The organism is Chryseobacterium formosense (genome assembly GCF_900116415.1).
Lineage (GTDB): Bacteria > Bacteroidota > Bacteroidia > Flavobacteriales > Weeksellaceae > Chryseobacterium > Chryseobacterium formosense.
The window spans coordinates 243,493-262,160 of record NZ_FPAP01000001.1 but is presented as its reverse complement, the minus strand read 5'-3'; the positions used below and the strand labels follow the sequence as shown (position 1 = coordinate 262,160).

Below are 18,668 nucleotides of genomic sequence, written 5' to 3'. Positions count from 1 at the left end.
AAACCTGATTTTATTTACACAAATTGTATGCCTTTACTATACAAAATTAAAAATTCACAAATGATTGATATTTTATAATAATTCTTTTTTTGCAGGAATGCTAAACCAAAAGGTGCTTCCTTCACCTACTTTACTTATAACACCTATCTCTCCGCCATGCCTTGTAACAATTTCTGATGAAATGTAAAGTCCCAATCCCAAACCACTATACTTTCTTCCGTCATGACTGGCTCTGAAATAACGATCAAATAATTTAGGCTGAATAGCAGGATCGATCCCTTCTCCCTGATCTGTTACACTGATTTTAAAATTGTCTGTTTCACATTCAATAGAGATTACAATTTCATCAGACTGTGGTGCATACTTTATCGCATTGTTAATAAAATTAAGAACCACCTGCTCCAGCTTTTGTTCATCTCCATAAGCTGTTGCAACACCATCAGATATTATTTTAAAATAATGATTGCCTGTCATACCAACTTCATTACAGCAATTTTCAATCATTGTTGCTAAATCGAAATGGCTTTCTTCAAGTTTCAGTTTTCCTTCGCTTATCCTATGCATATTCAGAAGATCGTCGACGAGTGTACTCAGCTTATCTGTACTTTTATCAGCCTGATCGATTAGTTTAGGAATGATGGGATGCTCCGGATTTGATTTAAGTTTTGATAATAACTGCACAGTAGCTTTAAGACTGGTGATCGGAGTTTTGAGTTCATGACTTGCAATACTTAAAAAGTCATCTTTTTGAACTTCATAATTTTTTCTTTTTGTGATGTCTACAGTTACACCAATCATGTTTGTAACATTTCCTTCTGCATCACAACCTGGAAGACCGGAAGCACTCATCCAGTGGAGCGATCCGTCGGGCCATTTTATCAGGTATTCTGCATTGTATTGCGTTTTGTTGGCTATTGACTCCGAAACTTTTTCTGCAACCATGTCTTTAAACTCAGGTTCGATACATTCTATAAGATCCGCAAAGTCAAATTTTTCATTTGCAAGCCGACCGTAATTGCTCTTACAAATTTCTGAACAGGTCATCTCGCCTGTTTTAATGTTTAAATTATATGAACCCAACTGCCCTGCATGAAGTGCTATTTCAAACTGACGATTAAGTTCTTCAAGCTCCAGCTTATTGCTGATTCTCTCTGTCACCTCATTGGCAATTACAATGATGGCAAATGTTTTATTCTGATGATCTTTTAAAGGTTCATAAACAAAATCAAAATAGCAATCTCGCATTACTCCATCTGATTCCATTTTTACGTAGGCAGTGTCTCCAATAAAAGTTTCACCACTTTTGTAAACATTTTCCAAAAGCTTAGGATATGGCTGATCTTTCAGTTCGGGCATTGCTTCTACAAGCGGAACTCCTATGACGGAAGAAGTTTTGCCCCAAATCTTCAGAATCATATCATTGGCAAGTTCAATGATCATATTTTCACCTTTAAGAATACCGAAGGCTATGGGTGCTTTGCTAATGAAAGACTTCAGCCTCTGTTCGCTTATTTCAAGATCGGAATTGAGGGTTTTTGTAAGGTCGAAAGATTTTTGAAGCTTGTTATTAACTGTTTTGAGTTCTTCATTTTTCAACTCTAATTTACTATTAACAGCAGCAAGCTCATTGACCGCATTTTTGATGTTTATTTGAGCTCCTGCGAGTTTTTCGATAGTTTCGATTGATGAGCGCCTTAGTTCAATTTGATCCATCGCAATCTCTGCAAAACCTTCCAAAATCATTCTGTCTTTCTGGGAAAATGTTCTTTTTTGTTTATCAATGATACACAAGCTTCCAATCAGGTATCCGTCATGGGTTATCAATGGCGCACCAGCATAAAACCTCAGTCCGAAATCACCAACTACATTAGGATTAGTTAAAAGGCAAGGTTCTTTTAATGCATCTTCAAATACGGTAACCTGATCATCAAGAATTGCAAGCGCACATAAACTATCTCCCCGGTAAGCTTTTTTTTTCGTGCCCATGCCGATGTTGGACTTAAAAAATACCGATTCCGCATCAACAATTGACAAAAGGGAAATGGGTACACCAAAAGTCTTTGCGGCAAGTCTGCATATGCTGTCAAAACTTTTTTCAGACGGTGTATCTGTAATTTTGTAGTGCTCTAAAGCTTGTAGACGATCTGCCTCATTATCGGGCAAAATATTTTTGTTGAAACTGTTTTCAATCATATTGATTGTAGAAAAAAATTAATTCTTAAGGTAAATATATGGTATTATTGAGTAATTTTTTGAAAAATTTAAGTAAAATATCAACATACTCAAAGATTGTTACCATGCTATTTTTCATTAAATTATTCTGGATGATTTTTGTAATGTAATCAATTTAAATGACGAACTGATCATCCAAGATTATACCATTGTTGTAGAATCAGAATCTGATTTATAGATATGCCGTTTTATTTATTATAAATTTGATGAAATAAATAATTATGAGACTCTGCTAAGATCAGTAAACTCATATATTTGCCAGATTATTTTGCCATGGAGAAACATCTTTTACACTTTAAAGCTCAAATTAATTATTTTTCTACAGAAAGAGGTGGTCTTATTACGCCTGTTTCAACAGGATACCGCTCGGAAATTAAATTTCCTTTTGAATTGAATTCTTATATAGCAATACAGAACTTTGCAGATACAGATTTAATTTTTCCGGGAGATCTGGCGTCTGTAAATATCACTTTAATGAATGCCGAGCCATTTCTTGAAAAATTATACAAAGGCATGGATTTTCAACTTTCTGACAATTCAGGAATTATTGCAGATGGAATTGTCACCGAAGTATACAAAGGCTGAATACAACAAAACCTCCTTGTGATAAGGAGGTTTAAAAAAGTAAATTTATAAATGAGTGGTTTTTGGTTAATACCACTTTAACAATAAAAATGCCAAAAAATCATTACGCAGAATAATTTTCTGCTTAAAATTTCAAAAGTTTGGGTTCATTATTTAAACCTTTCTATTTTATTTGCTGAACAGTTTTTTCAGAATCGTTCAATGGCAGATAAAACGAGAATACGCTACCGTCTGTTTCTGAACTTTGCACTTCAATAGTTCCGTTATGCAGTTCGATGATCTCTTTACAAAGATAAAGACCGATACCAAAACCTGCTACAGATCCTTTTTTAATTTCTTTTACACGATAATAACGTTCAAAAATTCGTTCCTGGTCTTCGGACGAAATACCTTTACCCTCATCTTTAACACTTACTTTTAAACTTTCTCCGATTTTTACATACTCAACTGTAATCAGTGAGTCTAAAGGCGAATATTTAATTGCATTACCAATAAGGTTGTGAAGTACCTGTGCTATTTTTTCACGGTCTCCTGATAATAATGTTTTTGTGGACGATTTAAATAAGAATTGATGTGTACGTGTTGTTGAGAGAACCTCATCCTCAATTTCCGACAGTAAAGAGTGGAAATCAAAAACTGTTTTATCAATGTACATCTGCGCAGAATCAAGTCTGGATACGTTGAGAAAACCATTGATCATATTGTTCATATAATCTACCTGTTTTAACGATTTTTCAAGCATTCCTTGTTGCTTTGAAGTTTCTATATTCACTCCCATCTGCTGCAAAATCTGAAGATATGCCTTTAAAGAAGTAAGCGGAGTTTTCAGTTCATGGCTTACCATTCCCATAAAATCATCTTTTCGCTGTTCCTCTTTCTTTTGTTCCGTAATATCTCTTAAAGTACCGTTAAGACTAAGCGGATTTCCCTGTTTATCGTAGAAGACTCTTCCGTTTGCCTGAAGCAGTCTTACCTTTTTATCAGTACTGTTTTGAATTCTGTATTCTATGAAATAATGCCCATCAGAATCTTTACTAAGAGATTGCGTGATTGCAGCACTCACCCTGTCTCTATCTTCTGGTAAGATGACTGCTAGTGCTAGAGAAAGGTCAATATTTTCATGAGATGAAAGCCCAAACCAAGTTTTGAGGAGGTTGTTTCCGGAAAAGAGATTTGTTGCCGGCTGATAATAGAAAGTGGCAAGTTCGCCTGCGTCTATAGCAAGTGCCAACATTTGCTGGTCATTCTCATTTTTCCTGCGTTCCAAAACTTGCTTGGTGATTTCTTCTAAAATGACAAGCACCCCTTCAATATCTCCGTCATCAGAAAAAATAGGTTGATAAATTGAATTGACGATCGCTTCCCGTAATCCGTCATTATTACGTAATTTAACGGTAAATTCAGAATTAATTCTTGGTTTTCCGCTTTCATAGACTTCTTTTAGCCAAGCATTCACAGGCTGCCCTTTTAGTTCCGGGCGGGCATCTTCATGGGAATATCCTATTACTTCCGATTCTTTACGTCCCCAAATTTTAAGGATTTCCGGATTGGCGATTTCAATAATATGTTCACGTCCTTTCAGCATGGCAATACCAACCGGAGCCTGTTCAATGATTGTCCGAATATATTCCCTGCTGTAGGCAAGCTGCTTTATTGAGTAGTTGAGCTCTTCATTTGTTGCGGTTAATTCTTCAAGTGTTGCTGCCATTTGCTCTTTCAGAACCTGCTCTTTTTCTTCTTTTTCATGAATTTGTTGCAAGAACTCACGTCTCGAGGTCACTTCAAGGGCTGTATTTAGTATACACCATGTTTTGTTATTATGATCAACAAGCGCTTTATATTCATAATCGAAATAATCAAGCGTTTCAATCCCGTTTTTTATCAACGTGGCAGGAGCATCAGATACTGAATACGTTTTACCGGTACGCCAGACTTCCTTCAATATATCTAAAAACGGTTGCCCGTGCAGTTCCGGAATAGCTTCAATCAAAGGTTTTCCTATAACCGAAGAATCTTTGCCCCAAAGCGCTAACATTCCTGCGTTCGCAAACTGTATGATCATATTTTCGCCGGAGTAAATTGACGTCGGTGCAGGAGAGGTAGCGAGTGCCTGAATAATCAGATCAGAGCTAAAATTAATAGGGCGTTTTTCGGAATTCATAAACAGCAAATTTATGGAAAGAAATTTAATTTTAATACGCTTTTCACTTCTTGTTTAGTCTGACTCAATCGAACTAAATCATCGATAAATGTCTTTGATGCTGCGCTCGTCAGGGTTCTTGAAAGACGCTGTTTGAGATAAACAGTTTAAAATTCCTTCAATAGTAATCTTTGATAAAGCATCAAATTTTAAACAAAAAATCCCGCACTAACGGGATTTTAATCACTTATATTTTAAAATTTATTTTATTTCTACAGGAACTGAAATTTTATCCCAATCCATTGTGAATCCGCTGCTGTTTACTTTATATACTAAAGTTTCCTGTTTGGTGGGTAAAGCCTTTGTTTTAACATCAACTCTTAAGGCATCCTGTGCTTCTTTGTAATCATAAGAACCCCATTGTTTTGCTTCTTTGTTAAAAATTGCAGTCCAGGTTCCGGAAGCCTTTGGAATTAAGAAAAAGCTATATTTACCTTTAGCCAGTTTTTTACCCTGAACGGTAATATCTTTATCAGTTTCGAAAGTAGTTGCTTCATTGGCACCCGCACGCCAAACTTTATCATAAGCTACTAAGTCACCCCAGATTTTACGGTCTTTAACAGAAGGACTGCTATAGGCTATTGTAATGTTTGCATCTTTAATTTTTCCTGTAGCCGTAGCCGCCGGACTTGCAGGTTTTTTAGTTTCTTGTGCAAAAGCATTTACTGAAATTGTCATTGCAGCAAAAAGTACGGTAGCAGATTTAATCATTGCTTTCATAATATTTTTGTTTGATTGTTTATTTATTTACGAATTTACTGCTTTCTTCTTATAAAACAGTAAACCTATTGCCGAAAATATAATGACTGCCGCTGCCCCGATTACATTAAGCCAAAGGAAAGAAACGATATCAAACTGATAAACGGCAATGACTGTAATTTCCGATAAAATTGCAGAAATAAACACATTCTTTCCATCGACTTTTTTATAGTAAAATGCGACAAGAAAAATCCCCAGTATCGGACCGTAGAAAAGAGAACCCAATACATTGACTGCTTCAATTAGAGAACCCATCTGCGTTGCAAACATGGCTATGCCAATGGAGAATATACCCCAAGCTAAAGTATGAAGGCGACTATATTTCAATTCAGTTGCATCATCAGGAATTTCTTTTTTAAATATTAAATGAACATCTTTTAATGAACAGGAGGCCAAGGAATTCAGTGCTGCCGAAATTGAACCCCAGCTGGCGAGAAAAATGACGGCAAACAGTAAACCTATCATTCCTACAGGTAATGTATTTTTTACGAAATACAGGAAAATATAATTGGTGTCCGTTTTCTCCGCATTGTAGTTTGAGTTATTGATTGCTTCTTCTACCTTTCCGTGAAGAGCTTTTACCCGTGTTTGTGTCTTTTTAAAATCCTGAATTGTTTTTTTAAGTTGGGGAGATTGAGTTTCTTTCAGTTTCAAAATTTCTTTTGATTCTGCATTAAATTTTATTTGCAAATCCTGATGTTCTTTTTCAAAAACCGCAGCCTGTTCAGGTTTGGTTTCCTTTAAATGTTGATAAGAACGTTCGTTAAAATAAATCGGAGCCGGTTTTAAAGAAAAGAAAGCGAAAAGCAAAGCACCGATCAGTAGAATAGCAAACTGCATCGGAATTTTAACCAAACCGTTCAATAGCAAGCCCATCTTCGCGTTCGTATTATCTTTCGCAGTGATATATCTTCCTACCTGACTCTGGTCTGTACCGAAGTAAGAAAGCGCCAGAAAGAAACCGCCGATCAATCCGCTCCAGATATTGTATTTATCTTTCCAGTCAAATTCTGTAGTGATTACATTGAGCTTTCCTGATTTTCCCGCAAGGTAAAGCGCATCTTTGAAACCAATTCCATTCGGCATATTTTGAATCAGGAGATAACACGCAAAAGCCATGGTACCGAGAATAATCAAAAACTGTAATTTCTGGGTGTGAGCAATCGCTTTGGCACCGCCGACATAAGTATAAATTAAAAGAATTCCACCTGTCAAAACATTCGTCAAATAAATATTCCAGTTCAAAACACTTGAAAGGATGATACTTGGAGCGTAGATACTGATTCCTGTCGATAAACCTCTGGAAAAAAGAAAAAGCATCGAGGTGAGCACCCTTGTTTTTTTATCAAATCGGTTTTCCAGATATTCGTAGGCCGTGTAGACATTTAAACGTTGAAAAATCGGAATGAAAGTAATGCAGATCACAATCATCGCCAAAGGCAGACCAAAATAATACTGAACGAAACGCATTCCGTCTGTATACGCCTGTCCCGGTGCTGAAAGAAATGTAATGGCACTCGCCTGTGTAGCCATAATACCGATGAGCACAATGTACCATGGCATTTTATTATCTGCTTTCAGGTAAGATTCGTTACTTTTTTGTCCACGACCGATGAATACGCCGTAAACAACCACCGCAACCAATGTAAAAATGAGAACGGTCCAGTCTATATTGCTCATGCCCAGAATTTAGTAAACAAATAATAAAATGCGATCTGGAATACTAATGCAGCTGCTAATAGTATGTACCAGGTATTCCAATTTTTAAGTTGCTTGTTCATTAGTTTTTCTGTGCAGATAAAAAGTTTAAAAATAAACGCGCCGCTCCAACATTCCCCGCAGGTAACTGTCTGAAAAATGACAAAGGTGTGTAAATAAAATTACCCTTCCCATATTTGGCATATAAAGTTGATCCCTGTAGTGGCTCTTCACCTGTATCGTTCATTTCAAAAAGTGGTTCATAATTAGAATCCCATTTGTCCGGGAAATAAGCACCACGTTCCTGAACCCATCCATTAAAATCATTCGCCGTAATTTTGTTCGGAAAATTCAGGAGTTTATGATTTGGATTTAAAAATTTAACTTCAGCATTTTCTTCTGTCACGCGCTTATTGGCAATACTGAAATTGTACATTCCCAATTGGCCAACAGTTGTATCTTGGTTGGTGTTATACTGCATCACCAAATTACCTCCGGCTTTTACATAAGACCATAAAAAAGGCATCCAACGACCCAACTTTTTCTCTGTGTTATTGGCTCGAACACCAAGAACAATGGCATCATACTGTGACAGTTTGTTTTGACCACCGTTTCCAGACTCATTTAAGTTGCCATAAAAATCATCATCTTTTAACACGTCTACCTGAATACCCGCAATACGTAGGAACTCAGGAATGAAATCTCCCGCACCTTGTACATAACCTACTTTTTTAACCTTCGTTTGGATATCACCTTTCATTACAGCTACCGTTGCAGGTGCAAAATATTGTAAGGAAGGTAAATGCGGATATTGAATTAATATTTGTTTTTTATTGTAAGTTACTCCATCTGCAACATAATTTGCATCCAATTGCAGACGATTCGAATTGATTGAGGCAAGCTTAGCTTTTGGAATGATATAATCGATTGTAAAATCTTTATCATTGAACGAACTTACATCAGCACCGCCTAATCGTTCTCCGTTATACATCAGGTTTATTTTACCATTAGTGAATTTTTTGCTGGAATTAACCTTAAAATTTAAACTCAAATGTAAATCTTCATTTTCTTTGACCAGATAAAGTGGTTGTGTAAATTTCAGTTCCACTGCAGGAACAATGCGCAAGCCTTCGACCACATCCCCCCGCACCGGATCTAATTTCTTGAAAGACAAAGGAAGTTTAACCTGAAACTTTTCCGAACCGATTTTTAAATCAAGCAAAACATTCAGTGGTGATTCTGCCTCGGGCAAACCTATTAGAGTATCATTCGGAACAGAGAAAGTTGCCGCGTTTGTGGCTAGTTTTACCAACCAGTAAGGTTCTGTGAGTGCTGCATCAGCAGGAATCTGAATGTTATGTTCAATGGTGATTAAAGAATCTTTTGATAATTTTCTGGTAAAGCTTTCTGACTGGCTCAGCCATTTTACATTTTCTAAAATAACAGGATTTTCAGCTCTTGAAATCAGATTTAACCTAAAATTGTAGTTATCTCCGGCAACAGCTTCAGCCTGATTGGTTACTACTTCACCCATAAATCCGGCACAGCTTAAAATAATTTGGTCGAGGGATTTAATTTTATCCTTTTTCAGGTCTGAATCATTAAGCGCCATCACCTTTTTTCGTAAAGCAAGCAAAGCAGGCAAGCTCAGGTCAGGTTTATTAAAATTGAAAGCGGAAATAATTTTATCTAATGAATGGTCAATATCAGCGTTACCTTTTGCCGTCCAGGTTTTAAGTACGCCGCCAAAAAGTGTTGTTTTTGCAGGCTCACCGGCAACATGACTAAAATATTCAGTTTTGATCCCGGCTACAGACTGTGTTCCCGCACCCTGGCTTTTATGCAAACTTCTGCTTAATCCTGCCAGTTCACCATAGCCCATTCCCAACTGCGCATCATATTGCCCAACCGTAATTTTCAGTTGATTTTCGGCAGTTGTATTGACCGCACCAAAGCGGAAAGTATTCCACAATACACGTTTTGGCTGCCAAACATTTACATATTTTAATTGGTTTGGAAAAGCATTTTTATCTCCTGCTAACTTAAAGGCTTTTTCTGCAACGACAGCCGAAGCCGCGTGTTGCCCGTGACCTGCCGCAGCATTAGGCGGAAAACGACAGATAATCACATCAGGACGGAATTTACGGATGACCCAAACGACATCAGCGATAATGCTGTCTTCATCCCATTGTTTAAAGGTGTCGGTTGTGTTTTTAGAGAACCCAAAATCAATCGCCCGGGTAAAAAACTGTTGGGCGCCGTCTAACTTTCTTGCCTCCAAAAGCTCATGCGTTCTGATCAAACCCAATGCAGCACCTTGTTCTGTGCCTAATAAATTCTGACCACCATCACCTCTGGTTAAAGACAGATAGCCCGTTTCTACATTTTGGTCGTTGATTAACCAGGATAGTAATCCTGTATTTTCATCATCGGGATGAGCCGCAAGGTATAAAACCTTAGGAATATTTTTGAGCGTTTTAAGGTCGCGATAAATTTCAGATGATTTTGAAGGTCGAACCTGTTGGGCCGAACAAAAAACCGAATAAAAGCCAAGAATAAATACAATGATTACTTTTCTGAACATTTGAATTTGCTTTGCGGGGCAAATATAAGTAAATCGTTTTTCTTTCGACTTTAAAGAATTATATTCTAAATTTTACAAAAAAAATGCTTAAACTTTTTTATTAAACCACAAAAGACACTAAAGCTTTTTAAACACTAAAGCTATTTTAAGTTATATACTTTACTGTACTATTATGCCGTATTATTTTAAACTTTCTAAAGTCAACTAAAGTGTTTAAAAAGTAAAAACTTTTGTGACTTTTATGGTTAAATTTAAACAGAGTTTATTTATGAATTATTGTTTCAAAGAAAATGAAAACTATCTATGTTTTTCTAATTGTATTCTTCGTAAGATTGATATAATTAAACATACAAAATGTCGCTACTGCCCCGAAACTATGCCATAAAAAGTGTGTTCCGAAACTGAACCATTCCCATTTATCTGCTATACGAAAGGTTAATGCTAAAGTAAACGATAATAAAGCAAAAGCTACCCATTTGCCGGCTTTCCACCTGGTATAAATCAAATAACTTAATACGGAAAAAAGCACAAACGAAGCCATGATTGCATAATTTATGTTGATAAAAAGAGAAGTGTTATCTATCAAAATCCAGTTTTTCAGAGCAAACATGAGTATCAGATATACCAGAACCATTACAACAGCATAATACCATCTGGTGCTCTTAGCTACAAAATAAAATCCGGCAGACAAGCAAAGTAACATGATGGGCATCCAATCCATCACAATAAATACAGGCCATTGTCTGAATGAATGATAAATAGTTCCGCCAATGGCACCAATATATAATAAGATTAAACAATAAGTTAAAAAGGGATATTCTTTAAAATTACCCTTTATTTTGATTGTCCAAAAAATAGCTAAGGCTAAAAATAATACAGCAGTTATTGCATTTAACGGCTCAGGGAAAAACTGAGCCATATCTGTTTCTTTATATAACATTCCTCCGTCTGGAGGTAATTGATTTATTGGCATTGTCTATTTTGCATTTGTTTAGGCAAAACTATAGTTAAAAATTAAAAAAACCTCTAATTTTTAATATTATCTAACATTGAACAAGTCAAAGAATAGTGCAAGTCTTAATTTATTGTTGTACTGATAATTTATTAAGCATTAATTAACAGACTTGTAACAACGCAGTAATATAAAGGATTTAGCTTTGGTCAGTTAAAAATCTAATCCATTATTTCTACCAAATGAAACATTATTTACTTCTATTGTGCTGTTTAATGGCACAGTTATGCTTTGCGCAGGTACCGGTTCCGTATCTACAGAATCCTACTCCCAATTCTATGATTGTCAACTGGAAAACTTCTTCCGACAATGAGACAACAGTCTATTATGGTACTTCATCATCAAACCTAAATGTAACGGTTACAGGAACGACCAATATTTTTTCCGATACCGGATACAGCAATAACTATTATTATCATACAGCGAAGATTACCAATCTTCAGCCTAATACAAAATATTATTATAAAGTAAAAACGGGAGCGAATGAGTCTTTAGTATATAATTTTCGCACTCTTCCACTTCCGGGACAACCATCAACTGCAGACGGTAAAATCAGGTTTCTGATTATGGGTGACAACCAGTTAAAAAACGAACCCAGGTACGATTCTCTTAACCTTCATGCCTATAAAAAAATAAAACAAAGATTTGGCTTGACTCAGGATCCATCAGACAATATTGCTTTAACCTTTATGGTGGGAGATCAGGTCGACGTTGGTACACTCGACCACTATGAAAATGTTCACTTTAAGAAAAATCAAAAACTTTCGCCATACCTTCCCATACAAACTACTGTAGGAAATCATGAGACGTATGGTACTTTGGGTATGAGCTCTTATTATGCCCATTTCTTCATCGATGAGCTGAGCTACAAAAATATTAGTTCAGGAAACGAGAATTATTATGCGCAGCAGGCAGGTAATGTTCTTTTTATAAGTTTAAGTTCAGAACACACAGGAGCTGCACAACAAACATGGCTTCAACAGGTTATAGCTGCCGCAGCTACTGACAACACTGTACACTGGATTATCTCTTTAAGCCACAGACCTTATCAGGCAGAGCAATATGTAGGAGATATTTCAACATGGGTAAGAAATACGGCTGTACCTTTGCTTACCTCTTCTGAAAAATACCTTATGCACATTGGTGCTCATCACCACTTATACCATAGAGGACAGCTTAAAAATTCACCAAACTACCAGATCATTTCAGGTGGAACCGCATGGGATCAGTATTGGGGAATGTCTAATGAACAGGATTTTGACGATGTACAAAAAACACTGACAGACTGGACATATCAAATCGTTGAAGTTGATGTACCAAATGGTAAGGTCGATATAGAAAGCTACTCCATCGGCAGTATTTATAACCAAAAGAACAGTATTGTTGTCGACAGTTTCCATAGGTATAAAAATTTGGCTAAACCTGCAAAACCTGTTATTACTAATGTTTTTACAGCACCTGTAACTTTACCTTTAACAATAAACGGGAGCAATTTCTCAACCACAACTTCGGAGCTTTTAAATACAACACAGTTTCTTATCAGTAAAACGGCAGATTTTTCGGTTATCGACAAAGAATTCTACCGTGACTACGAAAACTGGTTTGGCAAAGAAGGTAATGGAAATCCTGACGTTACAAAAAATTTAAACGCAGGAGTTGATATTACCAAAGCCACTATCGCTACAAATTCTATAACCAACGGAGTTTATTATGTAAAAGTACGATATAGAGACAGAAACCTTGAATGGAGCGACTGGAGCGATGCAAAACAGTTTGAAATAACAGGAAGCGTAGTTTCAAACCCAGCATTGGTTTTAAACAAAACCGAGTATCTTCAAAATGAAGCTATTCTTGCAACATACACGGATGGGCCGGGAAATCAGCAAGACTGGGTTGGAATTTATAAAAAAGGACAAAATCCTTCTGCTGTAACCTCACAAGGTTATAAATATACAAATGGGCAGACTTCCGGGACAGCAGATTTCAATAGCGGACTAGCCACTAAAGGTCAATATTTCGCTGGCTTCTTTGCCAATAACGGATATACTGAGATCACCGGAAGAAAAAACTTTTATGTAGGACCAAAAGTTGTTCTGCAAGCTACATCAGACACCTACCCTGTAGGAGGAACGGTAGTTATTAATTATACAAACGGGCCAAATCTTACCAACGATTGGATCGGAATTTACAAAATGGGACAGGTTCCCGGATCTGCCAATCCTTCAGCAATGTGGAGCTATGTAACAACTGCTGCAGGAACCAAAAACTTTACAGGACTACCAAAGGGCTATTATTACGCAACCTACCTTTTGGAAGACGGGTATACGCAAATCGGAGAAAAAGTATTCTTTAAAGTAGGCGATATCGTAACTGACCTTTGGATAAACAAACCTGTTTATACTTTAGGTGAAAATATCACTGCCTCATGGACAGATTCTCCCGGAATTATCAAAGACTGGCTGGGAATTTATCCGCAAAGTGTACAAACACCGAATGATCAGTTTACATCGTATACTTATTTTGATGGAGTAACCCAAGGTACAAAAACAATCACCGGAAACGTAAATGGTGTTCCTACCACAGCGGGTAATTATTATATGGTAATGTTTACCAACGATTCTTACACAGAAGTTTCGAACAGAGTTTCTTTTCAGGTTGTGGGAAGTACATTGGGTACAAACGAAACGCATAATGCTACCGAGAAAAATGTCATTCTTTATCCAAACCCAGCAAAACCAGGACAGCCAACTTTTATTAAAAGTGATTATCCTATAGAGAAGATTCAACTTCTTTCAGCTGCAGGACAACTGTTATATGAAACTAAAAATGTAAATAATCAGAAATTCTCTTTGGTGAATGAAAACTTGCCAAAAGGTGTTTATTTCGTAAAAGTACATACCCGAAAGTTATTTACTTTAAAACTTATTATAGAATAAAGTATTTGAGTTTAATCTAAAGATCCAATCTGTAAAATCTGCAGATTGGATTTTTATTTATAATCAACAGAAAATAGCTCCTATTTACTTTTAAGTTTATTTAAAATTGATTATTAAAGAAAAAGTCACAAACTCTTCAAATAATTTGTGTACAGATTCTATTATTTGGATCTTAACTTGAGGGTTCCATTTTGTCGGTAAGGTATTTTAGAAAAATTTCGAACATTATTTATTGTTATAAAACGAAATCTAATCAAATAAAAAATTTGAAAGGAAATATAGGCTGAAGAAAACTCCAGCTATTTTATGATGCTTGTTCAAATCAGTTTTCAGAGCGATTCGTATTTAACAAATACTTTTTACCATATGGTAAATCTATTGCACAAAAAATAAAGTATTTTTAATCTATGAAAGAGTTTATTGAATACATTCTGCAGTTTGGTCATCTGAATCAGCAGCAGATTGACCTTATTACAAACAAAGCAACGGAGATCGACCTGCGAAAAGGTGAATATTTTTCTGAAGCCGGTAAAATTCCCAAGCAGGTGGGGTTTATTCTGGAGGGAGTTGTTCGTTTTTGCTATTACAACAATAAAGGTCAGGAAATCACTCATCATTTTATAGACGAGTTTAACTTTGTTTCGGATCAACAAAATTTTGAGGCACAAATAGTGGCTACCGATTATATTGAGGCAGTTACCGATTGTAAATTGCTTGTTTTTTCGAAAAAAGACTGGGATGACATTGGAAATACCATCGTGGGTTGGCATGATATAACCGGTCTGATCTTAAAAAACTGTTTATTAAAAACCATTGAAAGAAGAAGTCCGTTGGTTTCAGAAGATGCGACCACAAGATATCTCTCATTTCTTGACAAATTTCCTAATCTTGCCAACAGAATACCGCTGTCTTACATAGCTTCCTATTTAGGGATTACCCAGCAATCATTAAGCAGAATAAGAAAAAACATCAGGTAAATCACTTTTTACCATATGGTAAATGTTTTCTTTTGCCAGAACCCGAAATTTGCTTTAATAATTTAAATAACAAAAAAAAATGGATAAAAAAGTAGTCTTGATTACAGGAACAAATAGTGGTTTTGGATGGCTTACTGCCAATAGCGTTGCAGCATTGGGACATAAAGTCTACGCTACCATGAGAGATCTCGATGGAAAAAATGCGGAGAAGGCAAAAGCTTTAGCACAAGTGGAAAATATTACTGTTCTGGATGTGTCGTTAACTGATGAAACCAGTGTAAAAAATGCAATCAACACCATTATTGCGAAAGAAGGAACCATTGATGTATTGGTAAACAATGCAGGTATTTCCATGTTTGGTGTGGCAGAAAGCTCAACACCGGAAGATTTGCAGCGAATGATTGATGTCAACGTTATTGCCCCATGGAGATTGATGAAGTTGGCATTGCCTTTTATGCGTAAACAGTCGGAAGGATTGATTATCAACGTTTCAAGTGGATGGGGTAGATTCTCCGCTCCTTTTTTCGCAACATATGGTGCTTCAAAGTTTGCTCTGGAAGGTTTAAGCGAAAGTTTACATTACGAGTTGCGACCTTTTGGAGTTGATGTAGCAATTATACAACCCGGTTCGTTTCCTACCGAAATGTCTCAAAAGGTTCAATTCGGATCTGATACATCCGTAAATGATGATTATAAATTGATCGCTGATATTCCGGATAAAATATTTGGAGCCGTTGGCAAAATGATTGAAACAGTAAAACCTGATCCGCAGGAAGTTGCTGATGCAGTTGTAAAGCTTATCAATTTACCGAAAGGACAAAGACCGTTGAGAACTGTTGCAGATCCTACTACAGGAGAAATTGTAAGAGCTGCCAATGATGCTGTAGCAACTGAATATTCAAAAGTTTTAACCGCATTTGGAATGCAGGATCTTTTGTCATAAAAATTTAATTTGTAAATACTCCAAAGTCTCTTACTTTGGAGTATTTTTTTGCAAGTTTAAAGAAATCAAAGAATCGGGTAAGGTTTCGTAGAATTGAAAGTTATTTTCATTATTAAAGATTTAGCTTTTCATATTCAATCTTTCTTCCTGAAGATCAAGCAGACGAAGATGTTTTCTGATTATTTCTTCATCTAACAACAGCTCTTCCCTGTTTTTATTGATGAGCCAGTTTCTTTGAGTTTCAAGAATGTCGATATAAATTTTTCTATATTCCTCATAATTAAGAATAATTTCAGAGCTGTTTACCTGCCTTTCATATTTCTGCAACTGATCTTTCAAAGTTGGGAAACTGTCTACCTTATGAGCATAATCGTTACGTATTTTATCAATTGCCACTTTTGCCAAACTATTCTGAATATCGTAATCGATCTCTTTCTCACTTTTAATAAAATCCCGGTCTATCGGTGGAAATCTTTTAAGCAAAAAAGGAAGCGTAAGTCCTTGTAAGAGTAAAGTTAACAGAATTACTATAAATGTGATGAAAAGTATCATATTTCTTTGAGGAAACGGAGTTCCATCATCTAACGTCAACGGGATGGAAAGTGCGGCAGCAAGAGATACTACGCCTCTCATTCCGGTCCATCCAATAATTATGGGGGTTTGCCAACCGGGCGATTGTGCATCTGCAACGGTGATAAAATTTCTCATCACCAAGGTTGTAATTACTGCTGCATACCCTGCTAAAATTCTTACTATAATAAGAACAACAGTAACTGCAACTCCATAACCGATTGCAGTGTAAATATCTGTATCACCTAAACCTGAAACAATTTCTGGCAGGTCTAAACCTATAAGCATGAAAACAATTCCATTCAACAAAAAACAAAAGCTTTCCCAAACCGTTACCGTACGTATTCGCGATGCACTGCTCAAAAAATCATGACTGCGATAAGAAAGAAATAATCCGCCGGTCACAACCGCCAAAACTCCTGATGCATGAAATTGTTCTGCTACCAAATACATAGAGAATGGCGCAATAAAAGTCAGTAAAATATCGGTGTTTGAATCGGTAGGTAAAATTTTGTGTAGTTTCATAAAGATGTATGCAATAGCAAGCCCGATTCCCACACCACCAAAGCACATCCAAACAAAACTTCCAGCCGCTTCATGCCAGATAAATTGACCGGTTGCAGCAGCAATCATTGCAAATCTGAAAATGATCAGAGAAGAAGCATCGTTCAGCAAACTTTCACCTTCAAGAATTGAAGCCAGTCTTTTTGGCACTTTTACAAATTTTAAAATTGCTCCGGCGCTTACTGCATCAGGTGGAGAAACTATACCGCCCAATAAAAAACCAAGAGCTAAAGAAAATCCCGGAATAAAATAATTGGCGAAAACAGCAACTGAGAATGCGGTAAAAAAAACGACTACAAAAGCAAAACTAAAAATAATCCTACGCCATCGCCAGAGTTCTTTCCACGATGTTGACCATGCAGCTTCATACAGCAATGGAGGTAAAAAAATAATAAATAATAATTCGGGATCAATCTTAAGTGCCGGTACACCAGGAATAAAACTTATGAAAAGTCCTGCTAACACCAGCAGTACCGGATAGGCAACCCGTATCTTTTTGGCCAACATGATGAGCATTATAATTAAGAAAACCAAAAAAAGATAAAATTCAAAGTCTTCAAGCATATCGTGATTTTAGATATTTAAATATAAAAAAATATTTAATTTTTGTGATAATTTACTTGACTGAAACAAATTGTTTTATGTGGAAATATAATTTTTACACTTATGCGTACATCCCTTGATTTTAAATCAATTATAAATTAATTATTATTCAACATCTTCAAAACATTATCTATATTTTCAAACAAATATTTTGTTAGGCTCCTGTTATTATTCACAGATAAAATGAGGCTATCCCACTTTTGGGACAGCCTCAATTATAATTAAAGGAATATACTTTTCTTAACTATTCCAATATTAATTTAGTGTCGTTTATCAGATCAGGCTCCCGCCTCTTCATCGGTAAAAATCTGTACTCCATCTTTCTTTTCAATTAGCTGAAGCGGATATAATTCCGGATTATAGTCTCCGTTTAAGACTTCATTAAGAGCGTGTTTTTTAGATTGACCAAATGTGACAATCAGAATATTTTCAGCTTTGTTAATGATAGGTTCAGTCAAAGTAATTCTGTACATTTCCTGCGGTTTAAGATAATATGCATCCACCCATTTTTCTTTTTCGTGTAAAACTTTCTCACCTGGAAACAAAGATGCCGTATGACCATCATCACCCATTCCTAAAAGAATAAAATCGAAAGTACCGTCGTCTCCCAAAACATTTGTGATTTGCGCTTCATATTCTTTCGCATAATCTTCTGGCTCGATTCCGTCTTTATACATCGGGAAAATCTGATCTTTATTAACCGGAACTTTATCCAAAAGCGTCTCCAAAGTCATTTTAAAATTACTTTTTTCGTTATCCAGAGAAACCCATCTTTCATCTACCCAGAAAAAGTAAACTTTATTCCATTCTATCTTATCTGCATACTCTGAAGTTGACAATAAGCTGAAAATAGCCTTTGGAGAAGAACCTCCACTTAATGCCACTACAAACTTTCCACGCTTTTGAATTGCCTTTTCCGAAAGTTCTACAAACAGATCTGCTGATTTTTTGTATAAAACATCTAGATCATTAAATATTGTAATATTCATTTAGTCTTTAATTAAA

At 36.1% G+C, this 18,668-nt stretch carries 12 protein-coding genes; 4 read left to right on the top strand and 8 right to left on the bottom strand.

Annotated elements, in window-relative coordinates:
• Positions 1-72: 72 nt before the first annotated feature.
• A complete protein-coding gene (locus BM371_RS01140; protein ID WP_051882685.1) occupies positions 73-2,193 on the bottom strand; it encodes an ATP-binding protein in 2,121 nt (706 codons plus the stop codon).
• Between the two features lie 312 nt (positions 2,194-2,505).
• Between BM371_RS01140 and BM371_RS01135 the strand changes: the two genes are divergently transcribed.
• Complete coding sequence (locus BM371_RS01135; RefSeq protein WP_034674835.1) at positions 2,506-2,817, top strand: hypothetical protein; 312 nt, start codon at positions 2,506-2,508, stop codon at positions 2,815-2,817.
• A 163-nt stretch (positions 2,818-2,980) separates the two neighbouring features.
• Here the strand turns inward: BM371_RS01135 and BM371_RS01130 are convergent, their stop codons facing one another.
• From BM371_RS01130 to BM371_RS01110, 5 genes are all read right to left on the bottom strand, one after another.
• Positions 2,981-4,978, bottom strand: a complete 1,998-nt coding sequence (locus BM371_RS01130) for a PAS domain-containing sensor histidine kinase (RefSeq protein WP_051882683.1) — start codon at positions 4,976-4,978, stop codon at positions 2,981-2,983.
• A 240-nt stretch (positions 4,979-5,218) separates the two neighbouring features.
• On the bottom strand, positions 5,219-5,737 hold the full coding sequence (locus BM371_RS01125) for a DUF2911 domain-containing protein (protein WP_034674833.1): 519 nt from the start codon (positions 5,735-5,737) through the stop codon (positions 5,219-5,221).
• A gap of 27 nt (positions 5,738-5,764) precedes the next feature.
• The gene (locus tag BM371_RS01120) at positions 5,765-7,456 is read right to left on the bottom strand and encodes a sodium:solute symporter family protein (protein ID WP_034674830.1); all 1,692 of its coding nucleotides are present in this window, start codon (positions 7,454-7,456) and stop codon (positions 5,765-5,767) included.
• A gap of 100 nt (positions 7,457-7,556) precedes the next feature.
• Entirely contained in the window at positions 7,557-10,058 is a 2,502-nt protein-coding gene (locus tag BM371_RS01115) for a PIG-L family deacetylase (protein WP_034674827.1), read from the bottom strand.
• 301 nt (positions 10,059-10,359) lie between these two features.
• On the bottom strand, positions 10,360-11,031 hold the full coding sequence (locus BM371_RS01110) for a hypothetical protein (RefSeq protein ID WP_034674825.1): 672 nt from the start codon (positions 11,029-11,031) through the stop codon (positions 10,360-10,362).
• A gap of 254 nt (positions 11,032-11,285) precedes the next feature.
• On the opposite strand from BM371_RS01110, the gene BM371_RS01105 reads away from it, so the two are divergent.
• From BM371_RS01105 to BM371_RS01095, 3 genes are all read left to right on the top strand, one after another.
• Positions 11,286-14,006, top strand: a complete 2,721-nt coding sequence (locus BM371_RS01105; protein WP_034674823.1) for a fibronectin type III domain-containing protein — start codon at positions 11,286-11,288, stop codon at positions 14,004-14,006.
• 407 nt (positions 14,007-14,413) lie between these two features.
• Entirely contained in the window at positions 14,414-14,983 is a 570-nt protein-coding gene (locus BM371_RS01100) for a Crp/Fnr family transcriptional regulator (protein WP_034674821.1), read from the top strand.
• 79 nt (positions 14,984-15,062) lie between these two features.
• Positions 15,063-15,926 (top strand): SDR family oxidoreductase, encoded by an 864-nt coding sequence (locus tag BM371_RS01095; RefSeq protein ID WP_034674819.1) that lies wholly within the window; start codon positions 15,063-15,065, stop codon positions 15,924-15,926.
• A 120-nt stretch (positions 15,927-16,046) separates the two neighbouring features.
• Here the strand turns inward: BM371_RS01095 and BM371_RS01090 are convergent, their stop codons facing one another.
• On the bottom strand, positions 16,047-17,624 hold the full coding sequence (locus tag BM371_RS01090) for a Na+/H+ antiporter (protein ID WP_034674817.1): 1,578 nt from the start codon (positions 17,622-17,624) through the stop codon (positions 16,047-16,049).
• Positions 17,625-17,941: 317 nt separating this feature from the next.
• A complete protein-coding gene (gene pgl / locus BM371_RS01085; RefSeq protein ID WP_034674816.1) occupies positions 17,942-18,652 on the bottom strand; it encodes a 6-phosphogluconolactonase in 711 nt (236 codons plus the stop codon).
• Positions 18,653-18,668 lie beyond the last annotated feature (16 nt).